Genomic DNA, 13,038 nt, shown 5'->3' on the forward strand with positions numbered 1-13,038 from the left:
GTTGACCCGGCCTCAATTCCCCTCAGATGAGGCGAGACTCGCCGAGCGGCACCTGCAGTTGCACCTGCCATGGGCCGCCACCGGTTCGCTCGAGCAGCACGACCGCCCTACACGCTGCACGAATCCCCTCGCCACTGCCCGGCAACGCTGCGGTGAGCGCCGCCATCACTTCGTCGCGCGCATCGCGAACCTGGCGCGCGACCGATAGGTGCGGTGCGTATCGCGGGAACGGATCCGCGGGCAAGTGTCGCTTGAAGACCCTCTCTACAGCCGCGCGTAGGGCAACGAACGGCGCCACCGGTTCGGGGTCGAGGAACACAGTCGTCGGGAAGCGGGAAACGCGCGCAAGGGTGTAGTGGAAGCTCAGCACAGAGGCGACCGCGTCCGCCAGCATCGCTTGGTCGCGCGGGCTAAGCGCCCTGAGCGGGAGGAACGGGTAACGGAGGGTGATGTGCGCGCCCAGCCCGCGCTGCACTGAGGGGTCCCAGCGCTCTCGCAAGCGCCCGACAACCGGGTCGGCCTCAGGCGTCAGTACGGCTAGGAACGCGGCCATGCGCATGCACTTCGCGGTAGGCCGCGAGCGCCGCGGCCTCGTCGAACTCACCCGGGCCGTAAAACCCCGCGACGTCGCAGAACTCGGCAAAGGCCTGCTCACAGGCCTTGCAGCCACATTCTCCGGCGCAGCGGCTCGGGCACCCGTGGACACAGGTGCACGGCAGCTCGCGGTCCGGGGCAGCTTCGATCTGCGCCGGGTCCGGGAAATAGCCCTGCGTATGCGGGTAGCGGCGGCGGCCTTCGGGAGTGGGCTCAGTCATGGCTCGATTTTACGCCGTCGTGTCGACGCCGTCCGATCACGCGGCGAGCCTGTGTTGGTAGTAAGGGCGCGCCCGGTCATCCAGGATGGCATACAGGGCCTCGCGTGGCGCCACGGCTGGATTCAGCCAGGCATCGACGTGCTCGGGCTTAATCGGGACGATGCAGCGGTCGTGGCCTGCGGCCGCAACTTCCGGGGGTGGTTCGTCCGTGATGGCGGCGAAGGTGAAAAGGTCCGATCCGTTGTCCGCGCCCTTGGAAACGTTCCACAGACAGGCCACCAGCATGTCCTGAGGCGGCTGCGGGTCAAAGGCGAGTACCACGTTCTCCTCCCTTTCTCCCTCTGCCAGCGCTCTACCCTCGAGCCGGTGGCGGGCCACATTCTCATAAAAGCGTGTGACCACCAGAATGCCATGGCGGTAGCCAAAGAGTTGGCTCCAGGATTCCTCAAGCTTGTCCCGCCGGGCGTTGTAGGTGCCGGGATACTTGCGCTCCACGGCCGCGTTCCAGCCTGGCATGCGGCACTGGTAGCGCATGGGCACCACAAACCGCTGGCCATCGCGCTCGATCAGCACAGGCGCATATGAACCCGGGAAGATTCGAGCATCGTCATCGACCAGGTCGCGCCGCTGGAGTGCCGCCAGGTTGGCTTCTGTCGCCGCGATCTTGTTGGTCGCAATGCGCTTGTCTTCGGCCGCCTTCTTGGTGGGCTTGGGGCCCGCCAGCACTGCCTCCGCCTTGGTCAGACGCTCCCGCTGGGCCTCCAGGTCTTCCCGGTAGCGCTGCTCCAATTCGCGATCCCCCTCAGCCACGAGCTTGGCAAGCTCAAAGCCCGCCTCGCTGTCCGGGTGCCGGAAGCTTTCACGAAGGGCTTTGGGGATCTTCGACCACGTGCCGTCCCGGCGGCGTTCCCAGAACAGCTCGGTAAAGCGCTGAAGGCTGATCGTCGCGCCAAACTGACGCACATAGCGGACGTAGTCGGCCTTGATCTGGGCGGAGTAGCACATGCGAACGCTCCGGCGTAGGGAGTGACTAGCATACCGACCGGGGCGTCGAAGGGGCGCGGAGGTGGGCACCTGGTCGGTCATCAACCAACAAGCTTTCCTGACCAGTCTCATCGGGCGAGACGCGCCCTCGATCTACTGCCACCAAGAATCAAAGGTGGCTCCCATTGAACGCTCTCCCTGATCGTTACCAGGCCTCGGACGATCTCGTCCTGCGCGGCCCGAGCGATGGGCGCGCGCTAGCCCAACGGCTATCCAAGCGCTACGCCGAACGCATCACCGGCTCCTTCGTGGTGCCGGGTCGCGAGGGATCCTTCGCGCCCTTGCCCGCGGACCTACCGCCGGCACTAGCTCACGCCCTGCGATCGCGCGGCATTGATGCGCTCTACAGCCACCAGGCCGAGGCCTGGGTCGCGACACAACGCGGTGAGCAGGTAGCGATCGTGACGCCGACAGCATCCGGCAAATCCCTCTGCTACACCCTGCCCGTACTCAGTGCTGCGATGAAGCAGGGAGCCAAGGCGCTGTACCTGTTTCCGACCAAGGCATTGGCCCAGGACCAGGTCGCCGACCTGCTGGAGCTCAACAAGGCCGGTGAGCTGGGGGTCAAGGCCTTCACGTTCGATGGCGACACGCCGGGCGACGCACGCCAGGCGATTCGCCTCCACGGCGACATCGTCGTGAGCAACCCTGACATGCTGCACCAGGCGATCCTGCCGCATCACACCAAGTGGGCACAGTTCTTCGAGAACCTGCGCTACGTGGTGATCGACGAGGTCCACACCTACCGCGGCGTGTTCGGATCGCATGTGGCCAACGTGATCCGGCGACTCAAGCGCGTATGCGCGTTCTACGGGGTGACTCCTCAGTTCATCCTGTGCTCGGCAACGATTGGCAACCCCAAGGAGCACGCTGAGGCGCTGATCGAGCAACCGGTCACCGCCATCACGCAAAGCGGCGCGCCCTCGGGCGACAGGCACGTGCTGTTGTGGAATCCGCCGGTGATCAACCCGGATCTCGGCCTGCGCGCCTCGGCGCGCTCGCAGACCAACCGGATCGCCCGACTGGCCATCAAGGCGGGCATGAAGGCCCTGGTGTTCGCGCAAAGCCGCACCATGGTCGAGGTGCTGACCAAATACCTGAAGGACGTCTTCGATCACGACCCACGCAAACCTCCACGCATCCGTGCCTACCGAGGCGGCTACCTGCCCACCGAACGCCGGGCCGCCGAGCGGGAAATGCGTGCCGGCAGCATCGACGGCATCGTGAGCACCTCAGCGCTCGAGCTGGGCGTGGACATCGGCAGCCTGGATGTCGTGGTGCTCAACGGCTACCCCGGTTCCATGGCGGCGACCTGGCAGCGGTTCGGTCGGGCCGGCCGGCGTCAGCAGCCCGCGCTGGGCGTGCTGGTAGCCAGCAGCGATCCCCTGGACCAGTACCTGGTGCGCCATCCGGAGTTCTTCGAGGGCGCTCCACCCGAGCACGCGCGCATCGCCGCCGACCAGCCGCTGATCCTGCTCGACCATATCCGCTGTGCCGCCTTTGAACTGCCGTTCGTGGGCGATGAGGTGTTTGGACCGGGCGCGGCCACGCCCTGGTTGGAAGTGCTCGGCGAGGAAGGCGTACTGCACCGCGAGGGCGACCGCTGGGAATGGATCGCTGACAGTTATCCGGCCAACGCGGTCTCGCTGCGCAGCGTGGCCGACGGCAACTTCGTGGTGGTCGACCGCACCGGCGGTAAGCAGACCATCATTGCCGAAGTCGACTATACCGCCGTGCCAGTGACGCTCTACGAAGGGGCGATCCACATGATCCAGTCCGTGCCCTACCAGGTCGAACGGCTCGACTGGGAGGGCCGTAAGGCGTTCGTGACGCGCACCCACGTGGACTACTACACCGACGCCATCGACTACACCAAGCTGAAGGTGCTCGACTGCTTCGGCAGCTCCAGCGCGGGGCGCGGCGAGGCCCACCACGGCGAGGTGCACGTGGTACGGCGCGTGGCCGGCTACAAGAAGATCCGCTACTACACCCACGAAAACATTGGCTACGGACCGGTCAACCTGCCCGACCAGGAACTGCACACCACCGCCGTTTGGTGGCAGCTCGCCCAACGCGAACTCGAACAGGCCTTCGATGGGCGGCAGCAGGCCTTGGACGGCTTCCTCGGCGCAGCCTATGCCCTGCACATCGTCGCCACGGTAGCGGTAATGGCGGAGTCACGCGACCTGCAGAAGTCGGTGGGCAGCGCTGACGGGGCGTGGTTCGTCGCCTCGGACATCGCGGGCCGCGGCCAGCTGCGCGGGATGGACGGACAGCCAATGGCGCTGGCGCCCGACGCGCCCTTCACCCCGACGGTTTATCTCTACGACGCCTTCCCCGGTGGCGTGGGCCTGAGCGCGCCGTTGTTCGAACGGCGCGAGGACTTGGTCCGCATGGCCATGACGCTGGTCGATCGCTGCGACTGCATGGCCGGCTGCCCGGCCTGCGTCGGACCGATCCTGGCCGCGGACGAAGCGGCCGCGGACACGCCCAAGGCCCTGGCCTTACGGGTTCTGGGCCTGCTGGTGGCCCTGTGAGCGCGCTGGCCGACCGGCTGCGCCAACTGCGCACGCAATCAGGGTTGTCGGTTCCCGCGGCCCCGACGCCGGCGCCGAAACAGACCCTGTCGGCTGACGTACTACGGCTGATCCAAGGTCGCTCGCGGCTGCAGCGCGCGGAACCACGTGCATCTTCGACGGATCGCTTCGTGCCCGGCGAAGAGATCGCAAGCGGACTGTTCCTCACCGAGGCGGTGGTGGACTGGCTGTCTCCGCCACCCTTGATCGACACGACCTTTGCGCGCTGGGACGAGGCAGTTGGCACTGCCAGGCTGCTTCATTTCGATACGGAAACCACCGGGCTCGCCGGCGGCACCGGCACACGGGCGTTCATGATCGGTGCGGCCCATTGGGAACAGAACGGTCGATTCCGCATTCGCCAGCTAACGATCACCACCATGGCCGCCGAGACCGCGATGTTGCGGACCTTCGCGGGATGGCTGCGCGACGACACCGTACTCGTGAGCTATAACGGCAAGAGCTACGACGCGCCCCTGCTCGCCACCCGCTACCGCTTGGCCCGGCTGCCCAACCCGCTCACCGGCCTCGGCCACCTTGACCTGCTCCACCCCGTCCGTCGGCGGTGGAAGGGTGTATGGGAGAACTGTCGCCTCGCGACTGCCGAGCGTCAGCTCCTCGGCGTGGTACGCGACGACGACCTTCCAGGATCGGAAGCGCCAGCGGCCTGGCTTGCATATCTCCGAGGCGGACCGGCCACCAATCTGCGTCGCGTGGCTCACCACAATGCGCAGGACCTTCGCAGTCTGGCGGGCGTGCTCCTGCGCGTTTCGGGGCTCGGCGCATGTCCGCCGGCCGCAGTACCGATCGCCTAATACAACAGGCCTGCTTCCGGCCAGCAGCGGCCATGGAGCCTGTGGATCTGGTTCTAGCCCCGGACGCTTCGCAACGGCCCATGCGCTGGCCTCATTGCCGCTTGTTGAGATGAGCGCCCGAGCCATGATGGCGCTTGTACCACTGGTCCAAAACGATGGAGCCCATGGCGATCGCGCCAATCGTTCCGAGGGAAATGTAGAAGGCGACCATGCTAGTTAGCCTTGGTAGGTGAAAGTACGGCGAGCAACGCAGCGGCCCTATCGCATTCCATCAGGTTGAGCCGCAAAAAACCACCGCAACTACGCAGGCAGACATAGCGCTCCGGCATCCAACTGGACCGCTACTGCATGCAGGCCAATAGTGAATCGCTGCGTGCTGATGCTTCTCTTTAGGACGCCTTCCCGACCTGGGATGACGCTCCCTTATGGCCCCACGCTGACGTCTGCTCTCGGCCACTTCCGTCGGTTCCAAGAAGAGCTTGCGGCACTAGACCGGGAGAACTCGCAGGGCAAGGACAGGCCCGTGCCTAGGAAAGGATCGCCGCAGTCTCGCTTGCTCGCAGCAAGGGCGGAGTTCCTGGCACTGCGTGAGCGTTACGGACTGACGGTAGCTGACGTGGTCACCTTCTTCCCGGAGGAAGAAGGGATCGCCTACCTGCAAGGGCTCATCGCCCAGAAAGAGGCGAAGCCTAAGCGTCGAGCGAAGAGCCCTGGGAAGCCTGCACTCTAGGAGGCCACCTTGCTGCCCGAGTCGAGCTTCAGCGCCGCGAAAGCGGATCGCCTCCGAGGGCAACGCGATGTCGATTACCGGCTGTATGGGCATGATAGAGGCTGCAACTGACCTATCCTCGAGGCCGCTTGCGCCGGATGCTACGAAACTCGTAGTATCGCAACCAAGGCAAAGTTACGAATCTCGTAGGCACCTCTCTACCGGGTTTGTGACGTGCCTCGACGGACAGATATCCGGCTGGTGTTCCAGCGCCGCCTCAAGGAGGCACGCCTTCGGTGTCAGCTGTCTCAGAAGGAACTCGGCATTCAGGCAGGCTTGGACCCGTTTGTGGCCAGCACACGCGTCAACCGGTACGAGTTGGGTGTCCACGAGCCCGATATCGCCACGATCGAAAGGTTGGCTGCGGCGTTGGGAGTCCCGACTGCGTATTTGTTCGCCGACGATGACCGCTTGGCCCGCCTGATCCTGGCTTTTGAGCGACTTCCGGCTTCAGAGAAGGATTGCTTGCTCAAAGCAATCGAGTCTTGACCTGAAATGCGCGGGTGCGAATTCAAGGAGACCCTCATGGCCCGGCCCGGTACACCACCAACCTTTCTCACCGCCGGCTGGTACATAAGCTTTATGAACTACGCCGCGACGGGCGAGGGGTTAACGTCGTGTTTAGCGGTAGCCGGTAGTGCCCACGCCGCCGAACAAAGACTCAAAGAACGGCTGCCTGAGTACTTCCACCGAGGCATCTTGACCAAGTCCATCTGCCCAAACCCGGATGTGGATGTCAGCACGATGATCGAATGGATCCCGGCTGCCGCGCAACGCCTTTTTGGGCAGGTACCGCTGTTCGCCGGGCATTACTTCACCGAGCTTCATTACAACCTGTCCTGACGTCGAGGGTGGGGATCGGGTGACGCCTTGTATGAGCTCAATTGAAGCCAGCAGAAAAAGCCAGTCGCGCAGCGAGGGCCCTTTTTTTTGCTGCAGCCCTCGTCGGAATAGTCGCGCCCTCCGTCCTTGGCGTGGTCGTTGCCTGCACGCCCGACACGACTCTACGTACAGGCGACGTGGGCCAATTTGTGTCGTCGACCGCAAGTGTCGGCGGGTTCTTTTCGCGGCCTGTCACCACGGTCCAAACAACGACCAGCAGCATCGTGATCGAAGGTCGCCTTTCAGCGGTCCGCGGTCAGGGGATGATCATGGTGGACCGTCTCAAAACAGGCCTCCATCTGTGCGTGCAGACGACGCCACAGGTGTGCGCTACGGCTAAGGGTCCATGGACCGGTCAGATGCTGCCGGCACAGAGCAAAAGGCCGATGTTTGCTTGGCTTGCAGCGAGCGTAAGCGCACCTTTGACTATATTGTGGTTCCTAGTTGGGCTAATCCTGACCATGGTCACAGCTATCGAAGCTGGACATGCAGCTGGGTGGCTTCCCAGGGAAGGAACCGTTGGCGCCCCTGGTCCCTGAGCTTCGCGATAACGTCAGCTAGATCCACGAGTGCGCCGCCCCCGGCGCGCCGCGTTTTTTCTGCCGCGACGCTTCCCTGAACGGTCCACCATGGGTAGCGGCTTGTCCCACTCAAGCGAATCCATCCGCACATTCTGGGCATACGCGTTGTACTGCCAGCGTCGGAACTGGTCGAGCAATGCCAGGTTTGTCGCTTCAAGACGCCTCACTTGGGCTTCCAAGTCAGCTACGCGTCGCAACGTCACCTCTAGCGTGAAATCCTTGGGAAGACGAACCTTGGATTCACGCAGATCCACCTGCCGCTGGGAAAATGCCTCCTTGATGGCAGGGTAGAGATACAACGTGTGCCGTGAAATGGATTCCACCCCCAGCACCTTGGCCACGCGACTGCAAAACAACGACCAAGTGAGTTTTCCCTCCCATCGATCTAGCTCACGCAGGACCTTTGGGAGAGTCGCTCTCGTGATGATCTTCTTGGGCACGATCAAACCTTCCCGAGGCGCAGCGGCGCGCGAACAGTCACACCAGGTTCCAGCAGCGGAGCCTCACACAGCCCTAGTTCCATGAGTGCCCGTCGCACCGGAGAGGGATCGTGGCCGTCTGGAATTCTCACGGGCGTTCCGTCCGTGACATCTTCCCTTTCAAGGACCATCCGCATGGTCCGCACATGCGCGAGCTTCCATTTGTGGTTGTCTACCCAGCGATCCGCCCCGAAATCACCGGCCTCGTGAGCACGCTCAGCGCGTTCTAGCAGAAGCCTGGTCTGCTCCTCCAGAAGCCGAACTCGCTCCAATGTGACATGGTCACCCTTGATGCAGACGTGCTCCTTACAGGTCATGCATTCCCGCTGCTTCGCGCAGGGGGCCATCGCATAGTCATGTGTGCACATGCCATACAACGTCGCCTTTGCCGTACCGGGCCGGTCCAGACCTAATTCCCGATAGCTCACGGGCGAGCGATTCTGAAGCCTTTCAAGCAGTCCGGGCTTTTCACCTAAGAGAAGTTGTCGTGCCTGCTCTAAGCGCTCCTCGGGTGACCGATGATCATAGTGCCGGTTGTCGCTCGGCTTCGCGCGCCCGGCCCACTGAGCCAGCGTGTAGTCATCCATGCCAGCGCGCTCTGACATCGTGCTCAACCAGTGACGAAACTGGTGGGACGTCAACTTGATGCTCGTCCCATCGGGGTTCCTCAAGCCTGCTCGTTCAAAGAGCGATATGCGCACCTCATCCGTGCAGAATCGCACATTGAACTCGTTTGCCGTCGGTAGGCGCCACGAGAAAGCCTTGACAGGGAACTCCTGGTGGAACTCACATTCCCGATGCAGACAGAGTGCATCCCACACTTTAGTCGCCTGACCCTCACCAATGTCGGGCCAAGTGTCGAGACGATACTTTTTGAAGGTGCAATCCGCCAGTTTCCGGTAGGTAACGCAGCCGCTAGACAGGACCTGACGGTACTCTTTAGATACCTTGACCTGGGACCACGAGGGCTGCCCACGAACGCACGGCCGTGGGGCCTTCAATCCGATAGCAGCGCAGCACTGCTCGGGGCTTAGCGCCTCATCCTGGCCAAAGCCCTCAGGCGTAAGGCATCCCGAGTGGCGCATGAATACGCCTGGGTTCTCGAAAGCAAACCGCGCGGCTTGTCTCGCCTCTTTCCCAATCTCCAGAAGCCTGTTCACTGCTTCCAGTACGGCATCTTGCATGGCAGGAACAACCCATTTCTTGGTGTGTCCTTTGCCCTTGGCAGCGTGCCACCGCAAATACAGTTGCCGCTCTCCCGCTGCATCGGTCTCCCACTGAACGCAATCTGTCGTCAGCGACAACACCTCCGACACTCGGCTGGGCGCGACCATCAAGAGGATGGCGATCGAAGAGAAATATTTTTCCTCGATCGTGCTCGCGTTGGCAAAAAGGTCCGCCACGGCCAGCATGGAACTGTTCGTTGGAAGCTTGCTCTCCCGATGTTTGGCCCCCACTTCCCCGAGGTCCTCCGTTAGGATCGTGGGCTTTCTGAAAGGAGACTTCCACTGAGGGAGACTTGGAACGAAACGGTTCGCCCTACAAAAGTCGAACAGCTTCGCAAGAACAAGGCCGGTCTTGTGCCATACGTCTTCTGAGATGAAGAACTCTTTGCACTTCATGGCGGCCATGTCCATCACCGCGCCGTTGAGAAGCAGTATGTCGGCCCTTCCACAGCACTCAAGCAGGGCTGCCTCTAAACAACGGAGCGCCTGCAACCAATACGCAACGGAAACAACCGGTCGAAACGAGTAGTTGTACTTCACGTACGCCTTGGCAAAGTCCCTAAAGGGGTCAGCCATTGGGGTAAATTGGTAGGTACCCAGTGATTCCGTCCTCGTAGCGAAGACGGCCACAGTGCGTCCGTTTTTCCACCTATCGGCTTCCCAGGCGGAACTGCCGCCGAAGGCACTGAACTCGCGAGCCAGCTTGATGAAAGCTGCCAAATTCGCTCGTCCATCTCTCTCTGCGCGAGGAACGAACTGGGTGACTTCACCCACCGGCCACCCCCAGCAGCTGAGTGTTATTCACAGCTTTCGCTTCGTTGCAGAGTTGTACGCAGTGCTCAACCGCCAGGATCAGTTGATCGTTTGCGTTGATCACGAGATCAGCGCAGCCTGCATCCCGCGCCCGTTGCTTCTCCGCGTAAAGGTCCGCTAGCACCTCTTGATGAGGGCCATCGACCCACGGCTGGAAATGCCTGCACGTATAACAAGCCCGAAATCCGCTGGCGCAGAATCCGAAGTTTCCGCAGGTGCCAACGGCATGCTGCCGGTCGTTTGGCACCCTGCTCCGAGGGTTAGCGCCTCGAATTGCCTCGCGCTCCGATCGCACTAATCTGCCCATGCACGCCTGGGCGAACGGCGCGAGCTGCTTGCCAATTAGTTCGTTAATCACCACGGCTTCCTGCGCAGTGTTTTCGGTATAGACCCTTACGTTCTGCACATCGGAATGATCAAGAAGCTCAGCGATCACGAACGCACTGAAACCCTCGCGGCGTAACTTTGTGCCGCGGGTTCGGCGGAATCGCGAAGCAGTGATCCTGATACATTCGCCCGTTCGCTCCGATCGTGCCGTAGATAGACGAGCCAGCCTCTCCAGAATGCCATTCAAGTGCAAAACGGGGGCATGAAGAACATCCTGTCTTGGCCCATTCAGCAGCCTCCTGAGATCATCTTTGGAGCGGCACGATTTGAGTCTCGCGGCATTAGCGAAGATCGGCAATTGCTCGCGAAGCGATTGCTCCAAATTGCTACCAATTGCTTCTTCCACCATCGCGCAAAATTGATGATGGAGGCGACCGAGCACCAGATACAGATCTTCTACTATTGCCAATTTTCGAAATGACCCACGAAAACCCACTCCTCGTTGCTTGGCACGCGGCACATTAAGGCTGTACATTGTCACCCCTCCTCTTGCTTCCATTCTGAGGTCAGCGCCTCTAAGCGCAGAGATCTGCACTGCGCGGCGGGCGGTCATCATTACACAGAACAGATAGGCATACTCTTCTAGGCATATCTCTCGTCGAACCACCGAAGAGTTTGCCCACGATAAAAGAGACGCCATTTCTAGATCCGTGAGAGGCCCATTATTCGGGCAGCCCCCCATGACAGCGGCACCCTTTTCGTTACCCTTGATTCTCATAGAAAGAAGCAGCGTGACTGCTTCGTCCGATATGCCCCCGTAGCCATATTCTGACCACGCCAGAAGAAAGCCCTTTAGCGCGCCCAACAGGAAATCCTCTTTCTGTCCCAACTTAGCGCGCCAATCCAGCAGCTTTTCGACCGACACTTCCGCTGCGTCCGTGTCCCGAACAAATCGCTTGAAGCAATTAGCCATGTTTCTTACGTGTCGAGCAGACATCTCTTCAGCGTATCGCTTAAGCGTGGAACGGAAGCCCTGCTCTGCTTTACGGGAAAGCGAGTTTGCAAACCCAAGGGAAACAGTCACGTCCTTGCTCAACTCCCAATGAGATTCCGCCACATTAAAGACGTAACCATCCTTAGACGTAGCTTCCATTGCTCCCAAGGGCCTCGCGGAATTGACGCAGTTAATCTTCATCTTGGCCCTCAGCGGCTTTGCGCAATAGGTTGGACTGGACTGCCTTGGCGGCAAGGCCGCTAAGTTCTTGGATGTGACGTCGGTTGTATACCTCTCCGGATGCGCGGCTCCAGTGGCCGTTTAAGAACGCACGCATATCGAGTTCGCGTCCTTCCGAGATGACATCGGCGGCGGAGCCAACGTCCTCACGCGCCTCAGCATTGTGGCGATCAATTGCGCACGACAGCTGATAATTAAAGTAGTGCCGAAAAGAATGGGGGTGCAGGGCTCGGAAGCCAGGATCGATTCTGCGCATCGCGGCAATAATGGATCCAAGTGCTGAGATCGTCAGGGGCTGCCCCTCCCCCTCGTCATGCCGGTGCTTCACGAACAAATAGGGGTGCTTACGTGCCGCCTTAATGGGCGCTCTGTATCGAAAGATGTATTCGTTGAGATCCCTGCTCAGGTGTAGCGGTATGGGGAGCGGTCGCTCTCGGGTTTTCGCGCTCGGCTGGTTAGTGCGTGGATCAAGGGGATCGTCCTGACTGCGGATTACCCATACGCGAGGCTCGTCACCAAGATCGACTTTATCAAGCCGCAGGCTCAGCAGCTCTCCACAGCGCATCCCTGTGTAATAAAACATTTTGAAAACTATGGAATTCCTCAATCGGACTGCACGGTCTCTGAAAGGGTTTGCAGGGAAATCAACGTCCGAGAACGCCATAAACCTATTTACGAGTTCTGTTGACGGAGTCCTCTCGACAGCTTCTCTGTCTGATCTTCTGGATAAACCTCGAGGTCGGTGTTTCCGCAACTGCCGGGCCATGCAGGCGATCTCTGCCGCGTAGGCGGACGAGGAGGCATGCCTAGTGGTGGTTGACGCAACGAACTCCACGTAGTCGGCAATTGTGCTTAATCGGTTGTAATGCTGCTCGCGTCCAACTACTGGCAGTGGTTGCTGTGAGGCCACATTCCCCTCAAGGAATGCTTTGCTTATGCGCGCGTTTTGCAGAGGGTCCGCGCGTACGAAGCGTTGATTCAACGCCGCATAATCTCTTATTGAGACAATGTCAGAAATCGATAGAAACCTGCCTTGCGCGAATTCGACAGCCAGGTCACGGGGTGGGCTTTGCCTCGCTTGCCAAGCGAGCAACACCAATATGTCTCTCAACTTGTTGATGATCGTGTTTACAGCGGCGCCTGCGTTCCTAAGCTGCGAGGTTGTAAACAGCGTCGGGTAGAACAAGGGAAGCCCGCGCGCGTCGATCAACATCGGAGCGCGCTCACCATCTGCAAACATGTTCCTCGAAAGCCGGTACATCGCCACCTCTGTTCTCGACATCTCCCGAAAGTCAACACTATCAGGGTGGTTTTTTAACAATTGCGCGAACTAATCAAAGGCAAAAAAAAGAGCCCCACGAAGGGGCTCTGCGGATCTAAATCAACACTTCTAAGATAAGTGTTCGCTAAGGATGGTCTGATCAATCGCCGCGCAACCACTCACGCGTGACATTGGTCCCGTCAAAGCGAAAAACGC

The 13,038-nt window shown here is 60.8% G+C and carries 11 protein-coding genes; 4 read left to right on the forward strand and 7 right to left on the reverse strand.

Annotated features, from left to right (window positions below; all coding sequences use genetic code 11):
* Positions 1–22 precede the first annotated feature (22 nt).
* Genes J7I44_RS14030 through J7I44_RS14040 form a run of 3 tightly spaced genes read right to left on the reverse strand, consistent with a single transcriptional unit; the run spans position 23 to position 1,820 of the window.
* Positions 23–553 carry a 2'-5' RNA ligase family protein gene (locus tag J7I44_RS14030; protein ID WP_209622112.1) on the reverse strand — a complete coding sequence of 177 codons (531 nt, stop codon included), beginning with the start codon at positions 551–553 and terminating at the stop codon, positions 23–25.
* Complete coding sequence (locus tag J7I44_RS14035) at positions 522–815, reverse strand: hypothetical protein (RefSeq protein WP_209622115.1); 294 nt, start codon at positions 813–815, stop codon at positions 522–524. The genes J7I44_RS14030 and J7I44_RS14035 overlap by 32 nt, the downstream gene beginning before the upstream one ends.
* A gap of 36 nt (positions 816–851) precedes the next feature.
* Positions 852–1,820, reverse strand: coding sequence for an SOS response-associated peptidase family protein (locus tag J7I44_RS14040; protein ID WP_209622118.1), 969 nt, complete (start codon positions 1,818–1,820; stop codon positions 852–854).
* Between the two features lie 164 nt (positions 1,821–1,984).
* On the opposite strand from J7I44_RS14040, the gene J7I44_RS14045 reads away from it, so the two are divergent.
* From J7I44_RS14045 to J7I44_RS14060, 4 genes are all read left to right on the forward strand, one after another.
* Positions 1,985–4,396, forward strand: coding sequence for a DEAD/DEAH box helicase (locus J7I44_RS14045; protein WP_209622121.1), 2,412 nt, complete (start codon positions 1,985–1,987; stop codon positions 4,394–4,396).
* Positions 4,393–5,250: a ribonuclease H-like domain-containing protein gene (locus tag J7I44_RS14050; RefSeq protein ID WP_209622124.1), complete on the forward strand. Its 858-nt coding sequence runs from the start codon at positions 4,393–4,395 to the stop codon at positions 5,248–5,250. The genes J7I44_RS14045 and J7I44_RS14050 overlap by 4 nt, the downstream gene beginning before the upstream one ends.
* Positions 5,251–6,193: 943 nt before the next feature.
* A complete protein-coding gene (locus tag J7I44_RS14055; RefSeq protein ID WP_425599762.1) occupies positions 6,194–6,508 on the forward strand; it encodes a helix-turn-helix domain-containing protein in 315 nt (104 codons plus the stop codon).
* 36 nt (positions 6,509–6,544) lie between these two features.
* Complete coding sequence (locus J7I44_RS14060; protein WP_209622130.1) at positions 6,545–6,862, forward strand: hypothetical protein; 318 nt, start codon at positions 6,545–6,547, stop codon at positions 6,860–6,862.
* A 592-nt stretch (positions 6,863–7,454) separates the two neighbouring features.
* Here the strand turns inward: J7I44_RS14060 and J7I44_RS14065 are convergent.
* Genes J7I44_RS14065 through J7I44_RS14080 form a run of 4 tightly spaced genes read right to left on the reverse strand, consistent with a single transcriptional unit; the run spans position 7,455 to position 12,822 of the window.
* Positions 7,455–7,922: a hypothetical protein gene (locus J7I44_RS14065; protein ID WP_209622133.1), complete on the reverse strand. Its 468-nt coding sequence runs from the start codon at positions 7,920–7,922 to the stop codon at positions 7,455–7,457.
* Positions 7,923–7,924: 2 nt separating this feature from the next.
* The gene (locus J7I44_RS14070; protein ID WP_209622135.1) at positions 7,925–9,907 is read right to left on the reverse strand and encodes a hypothetical protein; all 1,983 of its coding nucleotides are present in this window, start codon (positions 9,905–9,907) and stop codon (positions 7,925–7,927) included.
* Positions 9,908–9,953: 46 nt separating this feature from the next.
* The gene (locus J7I44_RS14075) at positions 9,954–11,522 is read right to left on the reverse strand and encodes a site-specific integrase (RefSeq protein WP_209622139.1); all 1,569 of its coding nucleotides are present in this window, start codon (positions 11,520–11,522) and stop codon (positions 9,954–9,956) included.
* Complete coding sequence (locus J7I44_RS14080; protein WP_209622142.1) at positions 11,512–12,822, reverse strand: site-specific integrase; 1,311 nt, start codon at positions 12,820–12,822, stop codon at positions 11,512–11,514. The genes J7I44_RS14075 and J7I44_RS14080 overlap by 11 nt, the downstream gene beginning before the upstream one ends.
* Positions 12,823–13,038 lie beyond the last annotated feature (216 nt).

The sequence above is a fragment of the Frateuria flava genome (genome assembly GCF_017837635.1).
Classification (GTDB): Bacteria; Pseudomonadota; Gammaproteobacteria; order Xanthomonadales; family Rhodanobacteraceae; genus Frateuria_A; species Frateuria_A flava.

What these genes read in the sequence shown, in the direction of transcription:
- J7I44_RS14075 (WP_209622139.1), bottom strand. Translation starts at nt 11,522, where the DNA reads ATGAAGATTAACTGCGTCAATTCCGCGAGGCCCTTGGGAGCAATGGAA.
- J7I44_RS14035 (WP_209622115.1), bottom strand. Translation starts at nt 815, where the DNA reads ATGACTGAGCCCACTCCCGAAGGCCGCCGCCGCTACCCGCATACGCAG.
- J7I44_RS14040 (WP_209622118.1), bottom strand. Translation starts at nt 1,820, where the DNA reads ATGTGCTACTCCGCCCAGATCAAGGCCGACTACGTCCGCTATGTGCGT.
- J7I44_RS14030 (WP_209622112.1), bottom strand. Translation starts at nt 553, where the DNA reads ATGGCCGCGTTCCTAGCCGTACTGACGCCTGAGGCCGACCCGGTTGTC.
- J7I44_RS14080 (WP_209622142.1), bottom strand. Translation starts at nt 12,822, where the DNA reads ATGTACCGGCTTTCGAGGAACATGTTTGCAGATGGTGAGCGCGCTCCG.
- J7I44_RS14060 (WP_209622130.1), top strand. Translation starts at nt 6,545, where the DNA reads ATGGCCCGGCCCGGTACACCACCAACCTTTCTCACCGCCGGCTGGTAC.